Annotated in this window: 21 protein-coding genes; 11 read left to right on the top strand and 10 right to left on the bottom strand. The window is 69.2% G+C overall.

The features are described from left to right. Window positions 1-131 precede the first annotated feature (131 nt). On the bottom strand, window positions 132-890 hold the full coding sequence (locus tag MHN84_RS11985; RefSeq protein ID WP_241204841.1) for a CPBP family intramembrane glutamic endopeptidase: 759 nt from the start codon (window positions 888-890) through the stop codon (window positions 132-134). A 46-nt stretch (window positions 891-936) separates the two neighbouring features. Next, window positions 937-1,725: a DUF2470 domain-containing protein gene (locus MHN84_RS11980; protein ID WP_241204840.1), complete on the bottom strand. Its 789-nt coding sequence runs from the start codon at window positions 1,723-1,725 to the stop codon at window positions 937-939. Between the two features lie 106 nt (window positions 1,726-1,831). Here MHN84_RS11980 and pheA point away from each other — a divergent pair, with 106 nt between their 5' ends. Together pheA and MHN84_RS11970 are read left to right on the top strand one after the other, a co-directional pair. Further along, window positions 1,832-2,749, top strand: a complete 918-nt coding sequence (pheA, locus tag MHN84_RS11975; protein ID WP_241204839.1) for a prephenate dehydratase — start codon at window positions 1,832-1,834, stop codon at window positions 2,747-2,749. After that, window positions 2,746-3,444 carry a histidine phosphatase family protein gene (locus tag MHN84_RS11970; RefSeq protein ID WP_241204838.1) on the top strand — a complete coding sequence of 233 codons (699 nt, stop codon included), beginning with the start codon at window positions 2,746-2,748 and terminating at the stop codon, window positions 3,442-3,444. The genes pheA and MHN84_RS11970 overlap by 4 nt, the downstream gene beginning before the upstream one ends. Here MHN84_RS11970 and MHN84_RS11965 read toward each other — a convergent pair. From MHN84_RS11965 to MHN84_RS11955, 3 genes are read right to left on the bottom strand one after another with little or no spacing between them, the layout of a single operon-like run. Then, on the bottom strand, window positions 3,424-3,636 hold the full coding sequence (locus tag MHN84_RS11965; protein ID WP_241204837.1) for a hypothetical protein: 213 nt from the start codon (window positions 3,634-3,636) through the stop codon (window positions 3,424-3,426). The two genes, MHN84_RS11970 and MHN84_RS11965, sit on opposite strands and share 21 nt — an antisense overlap. A 56-nt stretch (window positions 3,637-3,692) precedes the next feature. After that, window positions 3,693-4,043, bottom strand: coding sequence for a metallopeptidase family protein (locus MHN84_RS11960; RefSeq protein WP_241204836.1), 351 nt, complete (start codon window positions 4,041-4,043; stop codon window positions 3,693-3,695). Further along, window positions 4,043-5,443, bottom strand: coding sequence for a septum formation family protein (locus MHN84_RS11955; RefSeq protein WP_241204835.1), 1,401 nt, complete (start codon window positions 5,441-5,443; stop codon window positions 4,043-4,045). Before MHN84_RS11955 ends, MHN84_RS11960 begins: the two co-directional genes overlap by 1 nt. A gap of 94 nt (window positions 5,444-5,537) precedes the next feature. Between MHN84_RS11955 and serS the strand changes: the two genes are divergently transcribed. Continuing rightward, the gene (gene serS, locus MHN84_RS11950; RefSeq protein ID WP_241204834.1) at window positions 5,538-6,794 is read left to right on the top strand and encodes a serine--tRNA ligase; all 1,257 of its coding nucleotides are present in this window, start codon (window positions 5,538-5,540) and stop codon (window positions 6,792-6,794) included. Here the strand turns inward: serS and MHN84_RS11945 are convergent. Genes MHN84_RS11945 through MHN84_RS11935 form a run of 3 tightly spaced genes read right to left on the bottom strand, consistent with a single transcriptional unit; the run spans window position 6,791 to window position 9,424 of the window. Next, window positions 6,791-7,135 (bottom strand): hypothetical protein, encoded by a 345-nt coding sequence (locus tag MHN84_RS11945; protein WP_241204833.1) that lies wholly within the window; start codon window positions 7,133-7,135, stop codon window positions 6,791-6,793. The genes serS and MHN84_RS11945 overlap by 4 nt on opposite strands. After that, window positions 7,132-8,694, bottom strand: a complete 1,563-nt coding sequence (locus MHN84_RS11940; protein ID WP_241204832.1) for an MBL fold metallo-hydrolase — start codon at window positions 8,692-8,694, stop codon at window positions 7,132-7,134. Before MHN84_RS11940 ends, MHN84_RS11945 begins: the two co-directional genes overlap by 4 nt. Window positions 8,695-8,731: 37 nt before the next feature. After that, a complete protein-coding gene (locus MHN84_RS11935; protein ID WP_241204831.1) occupies window positions 8,732-9,424 on the bottom strand; it encodes a phosphotransferase in 693 nt (230 codons plus the stop codon). A 37-nt stretch (window positions 9,425-9,461) separates the two neighbouring features. Here MHN84_RS11935 and MHN84_RS11930 point away from each other — a divergent pair, with 37 nt between their 5' ends. The 3 genes from MHN84_RS11930 to MHN84_RS11920 are packed head-to-tail and all read left to right on the top strand — an operon-like array spanning window position 9,462 to window position 11,791. After that, window positions 9,462-10,232, top strand: coding sequence for a 1-acyl-sn-glycerol-3-phosphate acyltransferase (locus tag MHN84_RS11930; RefSeq protein ID WP_241204830.1), 771 nt, complete (start codon window positions 9,462-9,464; stop codon window positions 10,230-10,232). 3 nt (window positions 10,233-10,235) lie between these two features. Then, window positions 10,236-10,982 (top strand): 1-acyl-sn-glycerol-3-phosphate acyltransferase, encoded by a 747-nt coding sequence (locus MHN84_RS11925; protein ID WP_241204829.1) that lies wholly within the window; start codon window positions 10,236-10,238, stop codon window positions 10,980-10,982. Beyond that, window positions 10,979-11,791 carry an HAD family hydrolase gene (locus tag MHN84_RS11920; RefSeq protein ID WP_241204828.1) on the top strand — a complete coding sequence of 271 codons (813 nt, stop codon included), beginning with the start codon at window positions 10,979-10,981 and terminating at the stop codon, window positions 11,789-11,791. Before MHN84_RS11925 ends, MHN84_RS11920 begins: the two co-directional genes overlap by 4 nt. 15 nt (window positions 11,792-11,806) lie before the next feature. Here the strand turns inward: MHN84_RS11920 and MHN84_RS11915 are convergent, their stop codons facing one another. Both MHN84_RS11915 and MHN84_RS11910 read right to left on the bottom strand, forming a co-directional pair. Beyond that, window positions 11,807-13,423, bottom strand: a complete 1,617-nt coding sequence (locus MHN84_RS11915; RefSeq protein WP_241204827.1) for an N-acetylmuramoyl-L-alanine amidase — start codon at window positions 13,421-13,423, stop codon at window positions 11,807-11,809. A gap of 123 nt (window positions 13,424-13,546) precedes the next feature. Then, on the bottom strand, window positions 13,547-14,491 hold the full coding sequence (locus tag MHN84_RS11910) for a hypothetical protein (RefSeq protein WP_241204826.1): 945 nt from the start codon (window positions 14,489-14,491) through the stop codon (window positions 13,547-13,549). Window positions 14,492-14,668: 177 nt separating this feature from the next. Here MHN84_RS11910 and glf point away from each other — a divergent pair, with 177 nt between their 5' ends. Genes glf through zomB form a run of 5 tightly spaced genes read left to right on the top strand, consistent with a single transcriptional unit; the run spans window position 14,669 to window position 21,253 of the window. Beyond that, window positions 14,669-15,886 carry a UDP-galactopyranose mutase gene (gene glf, locus MHN84_RS11905; RefSeq protein WP_241204825.1) on the top strand — a complete coding sequence of 406 codons (1,218 nt, stop codon included), beginning with the start codon at window positions 14,669-14,671 and terminating at the stop codon, window positions 15,884-15,886. Continuing rightward, complete coding sequence (locus tag MHN84_RS11900; RefSeq protein WP_241204824.1) at window positions 15,883-17,835, top strand: glycosyltransferase; 1,953 nt, start codon at window positions 15,883-15,885, stop codon at window positions 17,833-17,835. The genes glf and MHN84_RS11900 overlap by 4 nt, the downstream gene beginning before the upstream one ends. Beyond that, window positions 17,828-18,355, top strand: coding sequence for a phosphatase PAP2 family protein (locus MHN84_RS11895; protein WP_241204823.1), 528 nt, complete (start codon window positions 17,828-17,830; stop codon window positions 18,353-18,355). Before MHN84_RS11900 ends, MHN84_RS11895 begins: the two co-directional genes overlap by 8 nt. Then, window positions 18,352-19,278: a decaprenyl-phosphate phosphoribosyltransferase gene (locus MHN84_RS11890; RefSeq protein ID WP_241204822.1), complete on the top strand. Its 927-nt coding sequence runs from the start codon at window positions 18,352-18,354 to the stop codon at window positions 19,276-19,278. The genes MHN84_RS11895 and MHN84_RS11890 overlap by 4 nt, the downstream gene beginning before the upstream one ends. Continuing rightward, window positions 19,256-21,253 carry a flagellar motor control protein ZomB gene (zomB, locus tag MHN84_RS11885; RefSeq protein ID WP_308192936.1) on the top strand — a complete coding sequence of 666 codons (1,998 nt, stop codon included), beginning with the start codon at window positions 19,256-19,258 and terminating at the stop codon, window positions 21,251-21,253. The genes MHN84_RS11890 and zomB overlap by 23 nt, the downstream gene beginning before the upstream one ends. Window positions 21,254-21,400: the final 147 nt, after the last annotated feature.

Genomic DNA, 21,400 nt, shown 5'->3' with positions numbered 1-21,400 from the left:
GGGGTTGCGGGCCGGTAGCGCGGATCGCGCCGGAGCTGTGGCGGCGGCTCCCGCCGCGGCGGATGGCCACGTCGCGGGGGCGGTGGCGCCGGCCGGGGGACGGGCGGCCGCTCGTCGGTCACAGCAAGAACCTACTGCAACCAGGTCAATCGGCCCGCCAGCAAGGAGTACCCGACGAAGGCGACCGCGTCGATCAGCGTGTGGGCGACGATGAGTGGCCACAGCCGTCCCGTGCGCTGCCACGCGTATCCGAACACCACTCCCATGGCGACGTTGCCGAGTCCGGCTCCGAAACCCTGATAGAGGTGGTAGACCCCGCGCAGCAGGCTCGACAGGGCCAGCGCGACCCACGGGTTGACCTGCAGTTGGCGCAGCCGGGTCAGCAGGAAGCCGACGACCACGACCTCCTCGGCCCACCCGTTGCCGAATGACAGCAGTAGCAGCACCGGGATGCGCCACCAGGTGTCGTTGAGTTCGGCGGGCTCGACCGAGGCGTTGACCCCGAGGACACGGGCCAGCTGGTAGAGCGCCAACCCGGGTATGCCGATCACCAGGGCCAGCCCGACGCCGCCGAGAAAGTCTGTGCGCCACCGGAATCGGGCGAGGCCGATGCGTGCGGGGCCGTCGCCGGCGCGCCACAGGAGATACAGCGCGAGGCCGCCCCAGGCCAGCAGCTGGAACAGTCCGGCGAGGTTGAGACCGAGGTCGATCAGGCTGAACGGCGACCGGCGTGGGTTCAGCGCCACTGTCTGACCCGACAGGCCCAGCAGGACGGCTTCGATCAGACGCAGCAGCGCGGTGTATCCGCTCAACCCGAAGGTGACGGCGAGGACCACCGCGATCTCGATGCGCAGGGCGCGACGCTGCGCATCGGTCGGCGGTTCGCTCACCGCAGCTACGGTAGCGGTGTGCCGGGGCCTGTCGATCAGGCGCGCGTCAGACGCGGCGGGCGCGCAGCCCGTTCAGGAACGGGCAACCCATCAGGATCCGGATCGCCCGGCTCAGCCCGGTCACGTCGTCGACGGGATGCGGGAACGGCAGCCGGACATCGTGGTCGCCGTCGGTCGACTCGACGCGCAGCGCGACGCCGTAGCGATCGAGTCCGAGTGGACGCACACGGCCGTTGCGCAGGGCCCCGGGCAGTCGGCTGGCCAATCGGTCGACGACGTCGCGGTGCTCGGCGTCCAGGTGTTGCAGCCAGGCCGATTCCATCACACAGAACGGGTCGGGCAGTGCGCCGAGCAGGCTCGCGACCGAGATGGCCTCCGCGCCGGTGGAATCCGCCGCGACCACGGACTCGATCTCCAGACGCATGAGCGCATCCTCGCCCTCGACGCTGTTCACCTCCAGCAGGGCGGGGTGGGGATTCGAGGCGGCGATCAGGTCGAGCAGGGCGGGCACCTCGCGGTCGGGCACGGTCCACAACCGGCCCTGTATCCACACCAGCGACCGGACCGGTTCGCGCAGCGGCAGCGGCGCGTAGTCGGTCAACTCGAGCACTGCCTGCACACCCGCGGCGCCGGACGTGGCGGCTGTCGCGGCCAATGCGCTCGCGGCGGGAACGGTCAGGGCGACCGACCCGTCGCAGAGCAGGTGCACCACCGGGGTGGGTGTCGGGTCGAGCCCGTCGGTGGCGACCATCGCCGCGGTAGCGCGTGCACAGGCGCTACGGATCCGCTCGGCGGTCGTCGGTGTCTGGATCGGTGTCTGTGGTGGTCCCTGCACTGTCGCCTCCTGACTTAGGTGAGGCTAACTTAAACACAAGTATGGCGCGACGCAAGGCTTTATGCCGTCGACCAGCACAAGTGCACCCACCCGATAGGCTGACCCCGTGTCCCGCATCGCGTACCTCGGCCCTGAGGGAACGTTCACCGAGGCGGCACTTCGCACCCTCGACGCGGACCGCCTGATTCCCGCGCCGGGCCCCGTCACCCGGGTCGCCACCGACAGCACATCCGCCGCGGTGGCCGCCGTACGCTCCGGCGACGCCGACTTCGCCTGCGTTCCGATCGAGAACTCCATCGACGGGTCCGTGCTGCCGACGCTCGACAGTCTCGCCGACGGCCCGCCGGTGCAGATCTACGCCGAACTCACCCTCGACGTGGCGTTCACGATCGCGGTACGACCCGGCGTCCCCGCCGCGTCGGTGCGCACCGTGTCGGCGTTCCCGATCGCTACCGCCCAGGTCAAGGGGTGGCTGGCCGCCAACCTGCCCGGCGTGAGCGTGCTGCCGGCCCACTCCAACGCGGCGGCCGCCGCCGAAGTCGCCGCCTGCCGCGCCGACGCGGCAGTCACGACCGCGCTGGCCACCGAGCGGTACGGCTTGGACGCGCTGGCCACCGACGTCGTCGACGAGCCGAACGCCAGGACCCGCTTCGTCCTCGTGGGAGCACCCGCCGCACCGCCGGCGCGCACCGGGGCCGATCGGACGTCGGTGGTGCTCCGGCTGGCGAATGTGCCGGGCTCGCTCGCGATGGCCATGACCGAACTCGCGATCCGCGACATCGACCTGACCCGCATCGAGTCCCGGCCCACCCGCACCGAGCTGGGCACCTACATGTTCTTCCTCGACTTCGTCGGCCACATCGACGACGCCCCGGTCGCCGAAGCGCTGCGCGCACTCCATCGCCGCTGCGCCGACGTGCGCTACCTGGGGTCCTGGCCCACCGGCGAGCCGGCAGGCACCCCACCCCCGTCGACCGACGAGGCGACGACGTGGCTGACACGACTGCGCGAGGGCCGGACGTGAGCGGGCGCCTCGTGCTGGTGAGGCACGGACAGACGCACAGCAACGTGGCGCGGCGGCTCGACACCCGCCCGCCGGGCGCCCACCTGACCGATCTGGGCCGTGACCAGGCTCGCCGCTTCGCGAGCACGCTGGCCGCGCAGCCCGGTCTCATCGCGCACTCCGTTGCGACCCGCGCCGTCCAGACCGCCGGCGAGATCAGCAGGGTGCTCGGTGCGGCCCACGCGCTCGCGGAGGTCGACGGCATCCACGAGGTGCAGGTCGGCGACCTGGAAGACCGGAGCGACGAGGCCGCCCACGAGGAGTTCACGGCGATCTACCGGCGCTGGCACGACGGGGAGCTCGGTGTCGCGCTGCCGGGCGGCGAAACAGGTCATCAGGTTCTCGACCGCTACGTTCCGGTGCTCGACGACCTGCGCACGCGCTACCTCGACGACGACACCTGGCACAGCGACATCGTCGTCGTCAGCCACGGCGCCGCCATCCGGCTGGTGGCCGCCGTGCTCGCCGGCGTCGACAGCACCTTTGCGATCGACCATCACCTCGCCAACACCGAGACGGTGGTGCTCGCGCCCGTCACAGACGGACGCTGGAACTGCCTGCAGTGGGGCGCGCTGACGCCGCCGTTCGGCCCGGACGCCGCGGCGGTGACGACCGTCGGCGACGGTGCCGCGGCGTCAGCCGACCCGATGGGCTGACACCACCGCCACCCGGCCATCCTCCTGGTCGCACGCGCAGCCGACCGCATCGCAATCGAGGTGCATGTCGTGGGCGGCGGGCGGGGTGAGGCAACCGTCCTCGGTGCACTCCTCCCGCCGATAGGCGTGGTGGATCAGCGCACCGTGGCAGTGCTCGAGACCCGCCGCGCAGGCACGGCACTGTTCGCTCATGGTCTGTTCTTAGCACTCATCGCCGACACGATCGGGTTGCCGCGCTCGAGTACTGCTCAGCCCCAGCCGAGTTCGTGCAGACGCTCGTCGTCGATGCCGAAATGGTGGGCGATCTCGTGGATCACGGTGATGGCGACCTCGTCGACCACCTCGGCGTCGGTGTGGCACATGTCGAGCAGCGCGTCGCGATAGATCGTGATGGTGTCGGGCAGCGCACCGGCATACCAGGAGTCGCGCTCGGTGAGCGCCACGCCCTCGTAGAGCCCCAGCAACTCGGGCTCGTCGGGATTGCGGTCGGCAACCAGGATGACCACGTTGTCGATCGCCGCGGCCAGCTCGGCCGGGAGCAGGTCGAGCGCGTCACCGACCAGCTCGTCGAACCGCTGCGGACTCATCCGCACGGCCATCAGGGGCCGGGCGGCGGAAGTGGTGCGGCCGGGGGTGGTACCGGCTCCACCGGCGCCGGCGCGGCCGGAGGCGCCTGCTCGGCGGGCGGCAACGCCACGTCGGCGGGGGGTGCGGGCGGCGGGGGTGGCGGGCCGCCCAGGAACGTGTTGCCCTGCCCCGGTACCGGATCGGGCGCGGGCGCCTGCTGGGTGGGCGTCGGTGCGGCCGTCGTCGCCAGCTGCGGCATGTGCTGGGTCTGCTGGCTGCTGTCGGACGATTGCGACGACTGGGAGCCCGAACCGGAGCTGGAGCTGGAGCTGGAGCTGCTGGACTGCGACGACGTGTCCGGCACCGAAGGCACCTCGATCGGCGGCAGGTTCAGGCGCTCCTCGGGGATGTCCGGCGGCGGCACCGGCGGCTGCCCGTTGATCATCAGCGGACCCTTGGCGCTGTTGAGCAGTGTCGACCAGCCCCCGTTACCCAGCGTGGCGCCGATGCTGCACGACACCTGCCGGCTGCCCGCCGACCAACTGGGCAGCGAGACCGTGCTGTAGATCAGCGTCAGCGTGGTGTTCCGCAACTGGATGGGGGACAGGTAGGCGTCGGTCATCTTGGTGCAGGTGTCCTTGATGAACGTGTCCTGCTCGGCTTCCGGTGGCAGCGCGCCCGGGAACTTCTCGGCCAAATTCACCGCACCGGTGACCTCCATCGCGTGCGGGGCGGCGCAGTCGACGGGGATGTCGGTGGGCTGGTTGGTGGTCGGGTCGATGCCCAGGCAGGTGCCGGCGGGCCACACCTTTGACTGGTCGATGTCGGCGACCTTGCCGGTGAAGGCCAGCTGCTGGTTGTTCGGGCCGGGCAGCTGCAGGCCGCAGAGCATGCGCCGCTCCCCGGACTGCTTCCAGGCCTTGTCGCCGGACCAGAGCATGCTGATCGTGAACTTGCTGTTGGGGTCGTACTTCGCGCCGAGGTACCGCCGGACGGCGGCCGTGCACTGCTCCTGGCTGATCTGCTGGATGCGTGCGGCCGAGGGTGGCGCGGCGTCGGGTCCGTACTCGCTGCCCGGGAACGTGCGCATGTCGACCGACTCCGCCACCTCGAAGCGGTGCTCGGCAGTGCAGTCCACGACCTCGGCGGCGTCGGGGGTGCGTTCCGGCCAGGTCAGGCAATCGCCGCTCTTGGCGTGGTCGAACGTGTCGTTGCCGCGGGGGCCCAGCGAGATCGAGTTCGCGGTGAGGCCGCCGGCCGGATCGGTCTGCGGCAGCGCGGTGATGACACCGGCGATCAGCAGGCCACCCAGGGCCGTCAGCAGCAGGGCGCGGCGCGTTCCCTCGGCCTGCAGGCTGTGCCACCAGCGTGGCGACCGCGGCTCCGGACCGGCGGGCGGCGGCTCAGGTGGGTTCGAGGACGACGAGAACATCGCCCACCATTGTGGCAGGCGTGTCAGGTGCTGTGACAAGTGATGCAGCTGTAACGTTATGCGGCTGACGCTGCGGCCCGTAGGGTTGCGCGATGTGATCGACCTGAAAGTGCTGCGAGAAAACCCTGACGCGGTGCGGGCATCCCAGCGGGCGCGGGGGGAAGATCCCGGCCTCGTCGACGCCCTGGCCGACGCCGATGCCGCCCGACGTGCCGCCATCTCGGAAGCGGACACCTTGCGCGCCGAACAGAAAACGGCCAGCAAGGCGGTGGGGAAGGCCTCCCCCGACGAACGCCCCGCGCTACTGGCGGCGGCCAAGGAACTCGCCGACCGGGTGAGGGCCGCCGAGGCGGCTCAGGCCGAGGCCGAGCGGGCCTTCACCGCGGCGCACATGGCGATCGCCAATGTCATCATCGACGGCGTGCCTGCGGGCGGCGAGGACGCCTTCGTGGTGCTCGACACAGTGGGCGAACCACCCGTCCTGGAGAACCCGAAGGATCACCTGGATCTCGGCGAGTCGCTCGGATTGATCGACATGGACCGCGGCGCCAAGGTGTCGGGGTCGCGGTTCTACTTCCTCACCGGGTACGGCGCCCTGTTGCAGCTGGCGTTGTTCCAGCTCGCCGTGCGCACCGCCACCGAGAACGGCTTCACGCTGATGATCCCGCCGGTGCTGGTGCGCCCGGAGATCATGGCAGGCACGGGGTTCCTCGGTGCCCACGCCGACGAGGTGTACCACCTCGCCGACGACGACCTCTATCTCGTCGGCACGTCCGAGGTGCCGCTGGCGGGGTACCACTCCGACGAGATCCTCGACCTGTCGAACGGTCCGCGCCGATACGCCGGCTGGTCGTCGTGCTTCCGGCGTGAGGCGGGCAGCTACGGCAAGGACACTCGCGGCATCATCCGCGTGCACCAGTTCGACAAGATCGAGGGCTTCGTCTACTGCAAGCCCGCCGACGCCGAGGCAGAGCACGAGCGCCTGCTGGGCTGGCAGCGCCAGATGCTCGCCCACATCGAGGTGCCGTACCGAGTGATCGACATCGCCGCGGGCGACCTCGGCTCCTCGGCAGCCCGCAAATTCGATTGCGAGGCATGGGTTCCCACGCAGCAAACCTACCGCGAGCTGACGTCGACCTCGAACTGCACGACGTTCCAGGCTCGTCGCCTCGCGGTGCGCTACCGAGACGACAACGGCAAGCCGCAGACCGCCGCCACGCTGAACGGAACGCTGGCCACCACACGCTGGCTGGTCGCCATTCTGGAGAACCACCAGCAACCCGACGGCAGCGTGCGGGTACCCCAGGCGCTGGTGCCCTATCTCGGGGTCGAGGTGCTCACCCCGAATTAGCGATCGTTCAGCAGCTTGTCGAGCAGGTCGACGAACGCGTTCGGGTGTACGGGCGTACAGGCAGGCCGCGGGAAGGCGCCGCGCACGTCGAGGACGACCAGCGTGGACTTGAGCGGCCGGTTCACGTCCAGGGGCAGCCAATGCCGGAAGTCGGTGCCCCACAGCCGAAATCGCGACATGAACAGCCCCAGCGGGCTGACCTGGTAGCCGCGGATGTCACGCAGCGGGATGATCTTCGAGGTACCCGACGGAAAGTGGTAGCGGCGCAACGTCAGTGCTTCGCGGTCGAGCTGGATGAGCCCGTCGTCGTAGAACGGGCTCGCGGGGGCGCCGAGGCTCACAGCTTCTGCGACCTCAGCTCGTGGCCCTTGGTGGTCAGGCACCGGCCGTTCTCGAGGTTCCATTGCCAACCGTGCAGATTGCACGTCAGCGTGGTTCCCTCCACCACACCGAACTTCGACAGATCAGCCTTCAGATGGGGACAGCGGCGCTGAATCTCCCACCCGTCCAGCGTGATCGACGCGGTGTCGTCGTGGGCCTCGGCGAACCAACCGTCGGCGTAGGCGATGCGCTCGTCGGTCAGGCATTTGAAGAACGTGTACAGGTACTCGTTGTACCCACCGACCCGCCAGGCGCGGAACCGCGTGGACAGGAAGATCGTGTTCACCCAGTCCGGTTCCCGGTCACGAACGACCGTCCGCACCAGCTCGGCGGGAATCTCGAAGCCGTAGCGGAACTTCTCGTCCGGGATCGGTTCCCGCACAGCGCGTTTGGGGAAGTCGAGCACCACTGTTTCTCGATGGTCCCGGGACTCCAGCCGCAGCTCGACGGGATAGCCGATACCGTCGCAGATCTGGTCGGAGGCCGACATGATCGGCTCGAACAGGTCCCGCAGGGGCTCGAGTAGCGGCTCGCCCGCCGCCGGCGCCCAGGAGGCCTTCTCGGCGGCCAGCACCGGGGCCATCCGCTCGGCGTAGGCCGCAATGTAGTCGGCCTTGCCGGTGGTGAAGATCGCTCGGACCTCGTCGTCGGGCAACGGGTGGTGCAGCGAATCCAGCGCAGAGCCGGTGAAACTCGCCGTCGAGCCGGGAATCATCAACAGCCCGCCGGTGTGCCCGTGGGCGGCCATCTGGTCCAGGAACACCACCTGGTCGGGGAAGATGTTCGCCGGGTCGCCGTGGTCGTCGTTGAGGTCACGCAGTTCGGGGTCCAGGAAACACGGCGGACCCGCCGATGGCACCACCCATGTGGCGCCGACCTGCGCGATGTACTGCCGGCACCGGTCCATCTGTCGCTGACGCTTCTGCACCCCGAATGCGTGCTTTGCCCGGTCGGGCATGTCGTAGACCATCGGGTACCAGATCGCCCCCGAGTACTGGAGCATGTGAACGTCGACCTGACCGAAATCGGCGGCCAGCACGTCGAGATCGACCGGCCGGGCGTCGTTCATGTTGAACGCAACCGTCTCGCCGTCGGAAACCACGAGACCGGAGTCGCCGATGGGGCCGTCCGCGGGAGCCCGCAGCGCGATGATCATCACCTCGAGGTCGCCCTTGGGACCGCTGACGCGGTGCTTCACTGAATCGGTGGTCTCGAAGAACCGGTGGAAGCCGAGCTTCTCGAGCTCACGGCGTAGATCCGGCACCGGATAGTCCGGCAGCAGCACGACGGCGTCCTTGCGGACGTGATCGCGCAGGATCACGGGGTCGAAGTGGTCCTTGTGCAGGTGCGAGACGTAGAGGTAGTCGACGTCGCCCAGAGCGGTCCAGTCCAAGCCGCTGTTGTCCGGGAACGGGAACCAGGAGGCGAAATACGCCGGCGTCACCCACGGATCACACAGGATGCTCCCGGCCGTGGTGTCGATGCGAAAGCCGGCGTGCCCGACACTGGTGACCTGCACAAATACCCCTCTGACGACTGCTTGCTCGTCTGCCAGCTTAGCCCGGCCGCGCGGGCTCGTCGTTCCACCGGTGCCGGTAGAACGCGATGCGTTCGGCGTCCGGTGCCGCCCCGTAGGCGGCGAGCAGCACCGCCTCCCACTCGCCGCCCGGATAGTTCCAGTCCAGCGACATCGTGGCGATGGCGAGGTCGGCCCACCGGTCAGCCACGCCCAGGTCGCCGAGGTCGACGTGGCCGGCGAACGAGCCGTCGTCAGCCATCAGAGTGTTGGGGGCGCAGGCGTCGCCGTGGCACACCACGAGCCGCTCAGGTGGGGGAGCGCCCTCGCCGATCCAGGACGGTGCGCCGAACGGACAGTCGGCCACCGGCAGGGCATCGTGCAGCGCGCGCAGCCCGGCGCCGATTGCGCGGGCAGCATCGACGGGTCGGCCGGTCCACTGCGCGTCGACAGCCGAGCGACCGGGCAGGGCCGCGGTGTGCAACCAGCCGCGACCGCTGTCCCGCACCTCGGGCACGGTCGCGTGGCGACGAGCCCATGCCAGCCGCACCGCCTCGTCGACGAGCAGGTGGGCCACCGGTTCCGGGTAGGTTTTGACGTACTCGGCCGGAGGACGGCCGACGGCGAACGTGACCCCGCCCAGCTCGTTCACCCACACCGCGGTCACCGGCCGCCCGCCCGCGACCCGGGACACGACGGCCGGGACGGGCATCGATCGGCTCGGCGTACTCACGGCGAGGCCCACTGTGCCACGCACTACGCTGGCGCCTGTGGAACCGGTATACGGCACTGTCATCCAGCTCGCCCGGCTCGTCTGGCGCGCGCAGGGCCTGACCTTCACCGTCACCGGCGTCGAGAACCTGCCCCGCACCGGCGGTGCGGTGATCGCGATCAACCACACCAGCTACTTCGACTTCACCTTCGCCGGGCTGCCCGCCTACCAGCAGCACCTGGGCCGCAAGGTCCGGTTCATGGCCAAGAAGGAGGTCTTCGACCACAAGGTCACCGGGCCGATCATGCGCAGCCTGCGCCACATCGCGGTCGACCGGGACAGCGGCGCGGCGTCGTACGCCGAGGCGGTGCAGAAGCTCTCCGACGGTGAGTTCGTCGGTGTCTACCCCGAGGCCACGATCAGCCGCAGTTTCGAGATCAAGGACTTCAAGTCCGGCGCGGCCCGGATGGCGATCGACGCGGGGGTGCCGATCGTGCCGCACATCGTGTGGGGCGCTCAGCGAATCTGGACCAAGGGCCACCCGAAGAAGATGTGGCGACCCAAGGTGCCGATCTCGGTGGCGGTGGGCGCTCCCATCCCTCCGACGTTGCCCGCGGCCGAATTGACCGCGCTGCTGCATTCGCGCATGCAGCACCTGCTGACCGAGGTGCAGGACGCGTACGGGCCGCATCCTCCCGGTGAGTTCTGGGTGCCGCATCGCCTCGGCGGCGGTGCGCCGACCCTGGCCGAGGCCAACCGGATGGACGCCGAGGAGGCGGCCGCCAAGGCCGCCCGCCGGGCGGGGCCGTCAGCCGAGGCACCGGGATAAGCCGTGGAGCCGGTCTTCCGCTCGCTCGAGATCGCGGCGACGCTGTTGGTCCGGGCCACCGGAACGACGATCACGTTCCGCGGGTTGGAGAACATGCCCACCTCGGGCGGGGCGGTCATCGCGATCAACCACACCAGCTACGTCGACTGGCTGCCTGCCGCGCTGGCTGCCATGCACCGGGGTCGCCGGATGCGGTTCATGATCAAGGCCGAGATGAACGAGGTGAAGGTCGTCGCCTATCTGATCAAGCACACCAAGACCATTCCGGTGGATCGCACGGCCGGCGCGCAAGCATATGTCCACGCCGTCGAGGCGCTGCGGGCCGGGGAGATCGTCGGGGTCTACCCCGAGGCCACCATCAGCCGCAGCTTCGAGCTCAAGGAGTTCAAGAGTGGGGCCGCCCGCATGGCGCGTGAGGCACAGGTGCCGATCGTGCCGCTGATCGTCTGGGGTGCGCAGCGGATCTGGACCAAGGACCAACCACGAGCGTTGGGCCGCAATAAGATTCCGGTCACCGTAGCGGTGGGCGAACCGATCGTCCCTGACGTCGGTGTCGATGAGCTCAGCGGCCGGATGCGGGAGGCGATGACCGCGTTGCTGCACGACGCGCAACAGGGGTACCCGGCACCGGCCGGGGCGGCGTGGTTACCGCGCCGGCTCGGTGGAAGCGCGCCCACCCCGGTCGAGGCTGCCCGGCGCGAAGAAGAGGAGCTCGCCGCGCGGGCCCGCAAGCGGAAAGGATCGGCGTGACGCCCGAACTCGTGGCGACAGATGTCGACGGCACCCTGCTCGACGAGGACGAAACGGTCAGCCCGCGCACCCGCGAGGCGGTCCGCGCCGTCGTCGATTCCGGCGCGCGATTCGTGCTCGCCACGGGCAGGCCGCCGCGCTGGATCACCCCGATCGTCGATCAGTTGGGTTTCGCGCCGATGGCGGTGTGCGCGAACGGCGCGGTGATCTACGACCCGTCCGTGGATCGAATCATCAGCGCGCGCACCCTGTCTGCCGACCAACTCGCACAGCTGGCCGAGATCGCTGCGCGAGTGATTCCCGGCGCCGGTCTGGCGGTCGAACGGGTGGGCAGATCCGCCCATGACGCCGCGACCCCGCAGTTCGTCAGTTCTCCGGGTTACGAACACGCGTGGCTCAACCCGGACAACACGGAGGTGTCGCTGGCGGATCTGCTCAGCGCGCCGGCGGTGAAGCTCCTGATCCGCAAGGCGGGGGCGCGCAGTGCCGACATGGCCGCGGCCCTGATCGAGCATGTCGGTGCGGCCGGCGACATCACGTACTCCACCAACAACGGCCTGATCGAGATCGTCCCCACCGGGATCAGCAAGGCGACCGGGATCGCGGAATTGAGTGCGCCGCTCGGCATCGACGCCGCGCAGATCGTCACGTTCGGTGACATGCCCAACGATGTGCCGATGCTGGCGTGGGCGGGGCTGGGAGTCGCGATGGGCAACGCGCATCCCGACGCGGTCGCGGCCGCGGACGAGGTGACGGCGACCAACGCCGAGGATGGCGTCGCGCGGGTGCTGGAGCGGTTCTGGGGCTGACCGACCCGGGTTCGGTCAGGCCGGGTTGATCGGGGGCGTGAATCGCTCGAGTTGTACGGGGTTGTCGACCCGGCGGGTCAGCTCGACCGGGATGCCGTCGGTCACGCGGGTGACCGTGCCCTTCTCCCGGTCGAAGTTGAGCGTTCCGTGTTGGAAGTTCTGCACGATCCACTGCGGTTCGGCGATCTCGGCGCTGGTCGGCAGGCCGAGGGCGCCTCGCTCGAATCCCAGTGTGCCCCAGGCGTTGTAGAGCTCGCCGGTGATCGGCTCGGCACCCGTCGTGGGGGACCAGTAGACGGCCCCGTGCTCGAAGGTGGCATACCGGGTGGCGCCCTCTCCGGACGCTTCGGGTGAGGTGGGCTTGCCCAGATAGCTGCGGATGCCGCCCAGCTTTTCCCACGTGGTGAAGATGGCTCCGCCGCGTAGTTGCTCGATCAGCAGATCGGCCCCGGGTGGTTCGTTGAATGCCGCTGCCATCTCGCGGATCTGGGGCATGAGCGCGTAGGCGGCGTTGCCCGGACACTCTGTGTTGCCCACGTCGCGATGGGTGAAGATGGTCGGCAGCGTCGGTGACGAGCCGAACGGGAACTTGGTGAAGGCCCCGCCTTCGGACGGCAACACCACCGTGCCACGCGGGTCGACCCCCGCCTGGCCCAGCACCCAACCGAGAAGTCGTGCTGTGGTGCGCAATTGGATGGGCGTGGGAGGCACGTCGGTGAAGTTGCCGAGCATCGCCACGCCCCAGGTGTTGCGGTTGAACCCACCGGTGTGGCTGCCCTCGACCGGCCGGGTCATGCCGCCGGCGCGCCCCTCGAACACCTGTCCGTACTTGTCGACCAATGCGTTGTAGGCGATGTCGCACCAGCCCAGGGTGCGGGTGTGGTACTCGTAGATCGAGCGGACGATCCCCGCGGAATCCTGTGGTGTGTAGTCGTTGCTCCCCGCGGAGTGGTGCACCACTCCGGCCTGGATCTTGCTGTCGTAGCGCGGTTCTCCGCAGCGCATCGATTCGTCGGCGCCCCAGGCGGCGCGGTTGATGATGCTGGGCGGTTGCCCCGGCGGGGTGGCGGCGTTGGGCAGGGGAAGCAGATCGACCGGTGTCTGAGGCGGGCTGATCAGGACGGCGTTGATGTTCTCCCCGAAGGGTTGCTCGACGGTGGCCGGGATGTAGCCGAGGCCCGGGCGTGGCTCCTGCGCGGGGCCCGCAGGTCCGGTGACGGGAGCGTCGGGCGGGCGGGTCACCTCGATTTGAACCGTCGTGGTGCGTCCGACGAACACGGGTTCGGTGCCGCGCGGGGCGGCGTGACTGCTCGGGCCCACACCCTCGAGCGCCTCGGCGTCGTACCACGGTCCCCAGCTGCCGTCGGATTTCTTCGCTCGGACGCGTGCAGTGGTGCCCGTCAGGTCACCAGAGGTCAGCGCGACCATCGAGAACGGGGTGTCCTGATGGATCTCGCGGACGGTGCGGCCCCCGCCGATCTCTGCCAGCGGCTGCGACGCCATCTGCGGAGCGGCGATCGCGGGGGCGGGTGACGGACCGGCGGCGACGATTGCGCGCACCAGCAGCGCGGTGAGTAACACCGTCCCCGCCAGCGCGGCGATCAGTGTCGACCTCGGACGACGACACAGCACGGGCTGATGTTACGTATGTGTCAGCTGTTACTGGTGTTCCGACACGCGGACGCGCCGACGGCACCGCAGAGCGCGTGGCTTCTACGGTGCCGTCGTCGTGGGTGGTCTCGGTCGTGGGCGGTACTAGCCGGCGTCGAGCGCCGCCTCTGCGGCGCCCAGCCCGGCCTGAGCCGGGGCGGCCGCGGCGCCCGCCGCATCGACTGCCGCGGCGGGGGCTGCGGCAGCTGCTGCCGCCGGGGGCTTGACCGCCGACATGATCGCCGGCATCAACACGCCCTTGAGCAGGTCGATGGCCTCGCCCGCGCCGAGGGAGTTGGCAGCGCTGGTCAGATCACCGAGCAGGCCGCCGCTGCTGGAGGCCACCGGCTGGGTGGCGGCCAGGGACGGGTCGCCGAGGATCGGGTAGCCCGCGCCCAGCGCCGGATCGAGGCCGATGGGCGCCGAGATCGGTACCTCGCCCGCGCCGAGTCCCGCCGTCGAGATCGGGGCCGCGCCCAGGACAGGGTCGGTCAGCGCCGGCGGCGTGCTGAGGCCCGGCGTGGTGAGCCCGGCCGGCGTGGTCAGCGACGGTGTGGTCAACGCCGGCGTCGTGAGGCCGGGGGTGGTCAGCCCGGGCGCGCTCAGGGCCGGATCCGTGAGAGACGGTGTGGTGAGGCCGGGTGAGCTCAGGGCCGGGTCGGTCAGCGACGGGGTGGCGCCGATCGGACTGGTCAGCGCGGGGTTGGCCAGCCCGGGGTCGGTGAGCGACGGCGCGCCGAGGCCGGTGCCCAGGCCCGTGCCCAGTCCGGGGGTCAGGGTGGTCGGCGAGGTGGCGCCGGTGCCGGTCAGCAGGCCCGTGGGCAGCGGCGGCAGGTTGATCCCGAACTGCGAAAGCCCTTGCGACAGTGCGGAGATCAACTCACCGGGCAGGTCGGTGATGGTGGCGGCCTGGCGGAATTCGCGATGCTGCGGCTGCGCGGACGGCGAGGTCAGCTGGGTGGTGGCGACAACTGCAACGGGACCTGCGACGGCCAGAGCGGCGACTGTGCTCAGGGCTGTCGAGAGCCGGCGGCGACGTCGGTTCGGCACGGAAGTCTCCTCAATACATGGACTACAGGCGGTAGATCGCGGATCGGTGCTACGCGATCGATGGTACTGATGTGACTAGTGGGACCAGAGTGACGATATGGAATCGTGAGCTAATCGCGACCTGCGCCGCTGCGCCACCGCGGGGCGGGCACCCGCCGTCAGATACCCTTGCTGCCGATGTTCTCCTCTGATTCCCGGTCACCCGATGGTGCCTTCGACCTCTATGTCGTCGGCTCCGGGTTCTTCGGCCTGACGATCGCCGAGCGGGCGGCCACCCAGCTCGACAAGCGGGTTCTGGTCCTCGAACGGCGCTCGCACCTCGGCGGCAACGCGTACTCCGAACCCGAGCCGCAGACCGGTATCGAGGTGCACCGCTATGGCGCGCACCTCTTCCACACCAGCAACCAGCGGGTGTGGGACTACGTGCGGCAGTTCACCGAGTTCACCGGCTATCAGCACCGCGTCTTCGCGCTGCACAACGGCCAGGCCTACCAGTTCCCGATGGGGCTGGGGCTGGTCAGCCAGTTCTTCGGCCGCTACTTCACCCCCGACGAGGCACGGGCCTTGATCGCCGAGCAGGCGGGCGAGATCGAGACCGCGGACGCGCAGAACCTCGAGGAGAAGGCCATCTCGCTGATCGGCCGTCCGCTGTACGAGGCGTTCGTCAAGGACTACACCGCCAAGCAGTGGCAGACCGATCCGAAGGAACTGCCCGCCTCGACGATCAATCGGCTGCCGGTGCGCTACACCTTCGACAACCGCTACTTCAACGACACCTACGAGGGTCTCCCTGTCGACGGTTACACCGCGTGGCTGGAGAACATGGCCGCCGACGAGCACATCGAGGTGCGCCTGGACACCGACTGGTTCGACGTGCGCGACGAGTTGCGGGCGGCCAACCCCGATGCTCCGGTGGTCTACACCGGCCCGCTGGACCGCTACTTCGACTACAGCGAGGGCCGGCTGGGCTGGCGCACGCTGGACTTCGACCTCGAGGTCCTGCCCACCGGGGATTTCCAGGGCACCCCGGTAATGAACTACAACGACGCGGACGTGCCGTTCACCCGCATCCACGAGTTCCGGCACTTCCATCCCGAGCGGTCCTACCCCGAAGACAAGACGGTGATCATGCGGGAGTACTCCCGCTTCGCCGAGGCCGACGACGAGCCCTACTACCCGATCAACACAGAGTCCGATCGCGCTCTGCTGGCTGCCTACCGGACCCGAGCCAAGGCCGAGACCGCAACGGCCAACGTGCTTTTCGGCGGACGACTGGGCACCTACCAGTACCTGGACATGCACATGGCGATCGCCAGCGCGCTCAACATGTACGACAACACGCTGGCGCCGCATCTGCGTGACGGTGCGCCGCTGGTCGAGGAGACAGACACATGACAACCAGCGACATCCCGTCCGGCGCGCTCGCGCCGGGTCAGTCCGCGGCGGTGAGCCCGCTGGCCCGGGTGATCCTGCCGCGTCCCGGTGAGCCGCTCGACGTGCGCAAGCTCTACATCGAGGAGTCGGACACCAACGCCCGGCGTGCGCACGCTCCGACCCGCACGACGCTGGAGATCGGCACCGAATCCGAGGTGTCGTTCGCGACGTACTTCAACGCGTTCCCGGCCAGCTACTGGCGACGCTGGTCGGTGCTGGACTGCGTCGTGCTGCGCGTGGAGCTCACAGGCAGCGCCCGCGTGGACGTCTACCGGTCGAAGGCGACCGGAGCGCGCATCACCGTCGGTGGTGCACCCGTGGTGAGCGTCTCCGACGACGAGCCTGCGGTCGCCGAGTTCGAGATCGACCTCACCCCGTTCGAGGACGGCGGCTGGATCTGGTTCGACATCACCACCGACTCCCCGACGACGCTGCACCACGCGGGCTGGTACGCGCCGATCCCGGCGCCCGGACGGGCGAACGTGGCCGTCGGTATCCCGACGTTCAACCGGCCCTCGGACTGCGTCAGCGCCCTGGCGGCGTTGACGTCCGACCCGCTGGTCGACGAGGTGATCAGCGCCGTCATCGTGTCCGACCAGGGCACCAAGAAGGCCAAGGACCATCCCGGTTTCGCTGAGGCCGCCGCGGCGCTGGGTGACCGGCTCTCGATCCACAACCAGCCCAATCTCGGAGGCTCGGGCGGCTACAGCCGCGTGATGTACGAGGCGCTGAAGAACACCGACTGCGAACAGATCCTGTTCATGGACGACGACATCCGGATCGAGCCCGACTCGATCCTGCGCGCCCTTGCGATGAATCGGTTCGCCAAGGTGCCCACCCTCGTCGGCGGCCAGATGCTCAACCTGCAGGAGCCCAGCCACCTGCACGTCATGGGTGAGATGGTCGACTCCGAGAACTTCATGTGGACCGGTGCGGTCAACACCGAGTACGACCACAACTTCGCGAAGTATCCACTCAACGACGAGGACGAGCCTCGCAGCCGGCTGCTGCACCGACGCATCGACGTCGACTACAACGGCTGGTGGATGTGCATGATCCCGCGCCAGGTCGCCGAGGAACTGGGCCAGCCGCTGCCGCTGTTCATCAAGTGGGACGACGCCGACTACGGCCTGCGCGCCGGTGAGCACGGATACCCGACGGTGACGCTGCCCGGCGCGGCGATCTGGCACATGGCGTGGAGCGACAAGGACGACGCGATCGACTGGCAGGCGTACTTCCACCTGCGCAACCGGTTGATCGTGGCGGCCCTGCACTGGGACGGCAACATTCGCGGCCTGTTGCGCAGCCACCTCAAGGCGACGCTGAAACATCTTCTCTGTCTTGAGTATTCGACCGTCGCGATTCAGAACAAGGCGATGGATGATTTCCTCGCCGGACCTGAGCGGCTCTTCTCGATCCTGGAGTCGTCGCTGCCCGAGGTCCGCGCGATGCGTCAGGAGTATCCGGACGCGGTGGTCCTGCCCAGCGCCACCACGCTGCCGACCCCGTCGGACAAGCGCTGGCGCAAGAAGGTGGAGATCCCGACGAACCCGCTGGCGATCTCGCTGCGGCTGAGCCGCGGCGTGGTGCACCAGCTCAAGCCCCACGATCCCGAACACCATCAGCGTCCCCAGGTCAACGTCGCCACCCAGGACGCGCGGTGGTTCTCGCTGTGCAACGTCGACGGCGTCACCGTGACCACCGCCGACGGCCGCGGCGTGGTGTATCGCCAGCGAGACCGCGAGAAGATGTTCGAGCTGCTGCGCGAGTCGCTCAAACGGCAGGCGCTGATCGCCCGCAAGTTCACGAAGATGCGCAAGGCGTACCGCTCTGCGCTGCCGATGCTGACCAGCACACAGAAGTGGGAGAGCGTGCTGCTGGACACAATCCCCGAGACCGGCCGTGTCTGAGCCGCCGCGCGGCGAGGATGCCGCGCTGGTGGCGGTGCAGTCGACGATGGCGCACCGCCCGGGCGTGCTGCCGGGGGCGCGGGCCCTGTCGCATTTCGGCGAGCACAGCCTCGGCTGGCTCGCCGTCGCCGCGCTCGGTGCCTGGCTCGTGCCGGCTCGGCGACGCCAGTACGTGACCGCCGGCGTCGGCGCGTTCGCCGCACACGCCGCCGCGGTCCTGATCAAGCGCGTGGTGCGTCGTGCGCGTCCGCACCACCCGGCGATCGCGGTCAACGTCGGCACCCCGAGTCGGTTGAGCTTCCCGTCGGCGCATGCCACGTCGACCGCCGCGGCAGCGGTGCTGCTCGCCCGCCCGACCGGCCTGCCGCTGCCCGCGCTGCTGATCCCGCCGATGGCGTTGTCGCGCTTGGTCCTCGGTGTGCACTATCCGAGCGACGTCATCGCCGGGGTCGCCGTCGGCACCGCCGTCGCCGGCGTGGTCGCCAGGGCCGCCGATGCGCTCGAAGGAGGATCGCGATGAGTACATCCCAGGTTCGCGAGACGGGATCGTCGGCGGGGCCGCCCAAGAACCTGCCGGCCGGGGTCATCAAAGCGATCCGGCCGCGGCAGTGGGTGAAGAACCTGCTAGTGCTGGCCGCCCCGATCGCGGCGTTCGGCGGCACGGTCCGCTACGACTACGACGTGATGGCGATCAACATCGTGATCGCGTTCGTGGCGTTCTCGTTGGCGGCGTCGTGCATCTACCTGGTCAACGATTCGCGCGACGTCGAGGCCGACCGCGCGCATCCGACCAAGAGGTTCCGGCCCATCGCCGCCGGAGTGGTTCCCGAGTGGCTGGCCTACACCCTCGCGGTTGTCCTCGGTGTGGCCTCGCTGGCCATCTCGCTGCTCGCCTCGCCGAACCTCGCCGTGGTGATCGCCGTCTACATCGCGATGCAGTTGGCCTACTGTTTCGGCCTCAAACATCAAGCGGTGCTGGACATCTGCATCGTCTCCTCGGCCTACCTGATCCGTGCGATCGCCGGCGGCGCCGCCGCGGGTATCCCACTGTCGCAGTGGTTCTTGCTGGTCATGACGTTCGGGTCCCTGTTCATGGTGGCCGGCAAGCGCTATGCGGAACTGCAATTGGCCGAACGCACCGGCGCCAAGATCCGCAAGTCGCTGGAGAGCTACACCGCGTCGTACCTGAGGTTCGTGTGGACCGTGGCGGCCACGGCGATGGTGGTCTGCTACAGCCTGTGGGCCTTCGAGCGCGACGGTGCCAACGCCTCGTGGTACGCGATCACGATCATTCCCATCACCATCGCGATCCTGCGCTATGCCGTCGACGTCGACGGAGGGCTGGCCGGCGAACCCGAGGAGATCGCGCTGAAGGATCGGGTTCTGCAGCTGCTGCTGCTGGCGTGGATCGGGACCATCGGTGCCGCAATCTTCTTCAGCTGAGCGGATCACCACCGCGGCGGCGGACCGGCTGAACCGGTGGCCCGCCTTCCCATACCACGCCTGGGTACGGATCAGTCTGTGGGTCAGCGTGGCCACGGTCGTGGCGCTCTTCGGGTGGGGCGCCTGGCAGCGGCGCTGGATCGCCGACGACGGCCTGATCGTGCTCCGGACGGTGCGAAACCTGTTGGCGGGCAACGGTCCGGTGTTCAACGCCGGTGAGCGGGTGGAGGCCAACACCTCCACCGCGTGGTCCTATCTGGTGACCCTCGGCGGGTTCATCGCCGGATCGGCGCGCCTCGAGTACGTCGCGTTGGTCCTGGCTCTGGTCCTCAGCCTGTTGGGCGTGGCCCTGCTGATGCTGGGCACTGCGCGTCTGTACGCCCCCGGCCTGGGCGGGCGGCGCGCGATCTTCCTGCCCGCGGGCGCGCTGGTCTACATCGCGGTTCCGCCGGCACGTGACTTCGCCACCTCCGGGCTCGAAAACGGTTTGGTGCTGGCTTATCTCGGGCTCCTGTGGTGGATGATGGTCTGCTGGTCGCAGGCCCCGCGCCGAGGCGGTGCATCCCGTGGATTCCAGATCACCCTCGCTGTCGTCGCGGGATTCTCGGTGCTGGTGCGTCCCGAGCTGGCACTGATCGGCGGCGTCGCGCTGGTGATGATGCTCGTCGCCACCACCGGCTGGGCGGCGCGGGTGGCTCTCGTCGTGGCCGGTGGTCTGATCCCGGTCGCCTATCAGATCTTTCGCATGGGCTACTACGGGTTGCTGGTTCCCGGGACCGCGCTGGCCAAGGATGCGTCGGGGGCGAAGTGGGACCAGGGCTTGGTCTACCTGGCCAACTTCAACCGGCCCTATCTGCTCTGGGCGCCTGCGATTCTGTTGATCGGGCTGGGCCTGATGGTGCTGCTGCTGCGCGGCCGGCCCCGATGGGCGCAGCGCACCCCGGCAGGCGACACCCGCAGAGAATCCGGCTGGATTGCGCGCGCGGTCCAGAGTCCGCCCGCGGTGGTGGCTTTCATGCTGATCTCCGGTGTCCTGCAAGCGGTCTATTGGATCCGGCAGGGTGGCGACTTCATGCACGGCCGGGTACTGCTGACACCGATGTTCTGTCTGCTGGCCCCGGTGGCGGTGATCCCGCTGCTGCTGCCCGACCGCACCCGGATGGCGCGCGGCGCCGGCTACTTGTACGCCGGCGCGACTGCGGTGCTGTGGCTGGCCGTGGCGGGATGGGCGCTCTGGGCGGCCAATTCGCCCGGGCTGGGAGCCGACGCCACGCGGGTGACCTACAGCGGCATCGTCGACGAGCGCCGGTTCTACTCCCAGGCCACCGGGCACGCGCACCCGTTGACGGCGTCCGACTACCTGGACTATCCGCGGATGCGGGCGGTGCTGACCGCGATCGAGAACACGCCGGACGGGGCGCTCCTGCTTCCTTCGGGCAACTACGACCGCTGGGACGTCGTGCCCGCGCTTCCGCCCCCTCCGGAGGTCCGGGCAGCGGCCGCCGGCGGGTACGTCGGCCCGCACACCGTGTTCTTCACCAATCTCGGCATGCTCGGCATGAACGTCGGCCTCGACGTCCGCGTCATCGATCAGATCGGGTTGGCCAACCCGCTCGCCGCGCACACCGCGCGGCTGACCGACGGCCGCATCGGACATGACAAGAACCTTTTCCCGGATTGGGCGGTGGCCGAGGGGCCGTTCCTCAAGGAGCGACCGTGGATTCCGCCGTACCTGGACGAGGACTGGATCCGTCAGGCCGAGGCGGCGCTGAAATGCCCCGAGACCGAGAAGGTGCTCGACGCGATCCGCGCGCCGATGGGCGTTCGCCGGTTCCTGTCCAACGTGGTGCACGCCGCGGAATACACCCGCTACCGCATCGACCGCGTGCCGCTCTACGAACTCGCCCGGTGCGGTCTGCCGATCCCGGAGCCGGTCGATCCGCCGTACACCGGGCTTCCCCCGACCGGGCCGTGAGCGTCCCGATTTGGCCCGGGGTCATGATGTCTGCTTTCGTAACGGGAGGTACCCCGGCGACAGATATGCCGGACAGGTAACAGACGACGGGCCGCGAGCGCGTATCGCGGCGACAAGAGACGGCCACAAAGGTGTGGTTGACTACAC

The organism is Mycobacterium sp. PSTR-4-N (genome assembly GCF_022348085.1).
GTDB lineage: Bacteria > Actinomycetota > Actinomycetes > Mycobacteriales > Mycobacteriaceae > Mycobacterium.
The sequence above is the reverse complement of the archived record's forward strand: the minus strand, read 5'-3'. Positions and strand labels throughout refer to the sequence as shown.

Excerpts from the sequence above, each read along its gene's own strand:
- MHN84_RS11890 (WP_241204822.1), top strand. The coding sequence starts at position 18,352 with ATGAGTACATCCCAGGTTCGCGAGACGGGATCGTCGGCGGGGCCGCCC.
- MHN84_RS11965 (WP_241204837.1), bottom strand. The coding sequence starts at position 3,636 with ATGAGCGAACAGTGCCGTGCCTGCGCGGCGGGTCTCGAGCACTGCCAC.
- glf (WP_241204825.1), top strand. The coding sequence starts at position 14,669 with ATGTTCTCCTCTGATTCCCGGTCACCCGATGGTGCCTTCGACCTCTAT.
- MHN84_RS11955 (WP_241204835.1), bottom strand. The coding sequence starts at position 5,443 with ATGTTCTCGTCGTCCTCGAACCCACCTGAGCCGCCGCCCGCCGGTCCG.
- MHN84_RS11900 (WP_241204824.1), top strand. The coding sequence starts at position 15,883 with ATGACAACCAGCGACATCCCGTCCGGCGCGCTCGCGCCGGGTCAGTCC.
- MHN84_RS11960 (WP_241204836.1), bottom strand. The coding sequence starts at position 4,043 with ATGGCCGTGCGGATGAGTCCGCAGCGGTTCGACGAGCTGGTCGGTGAC.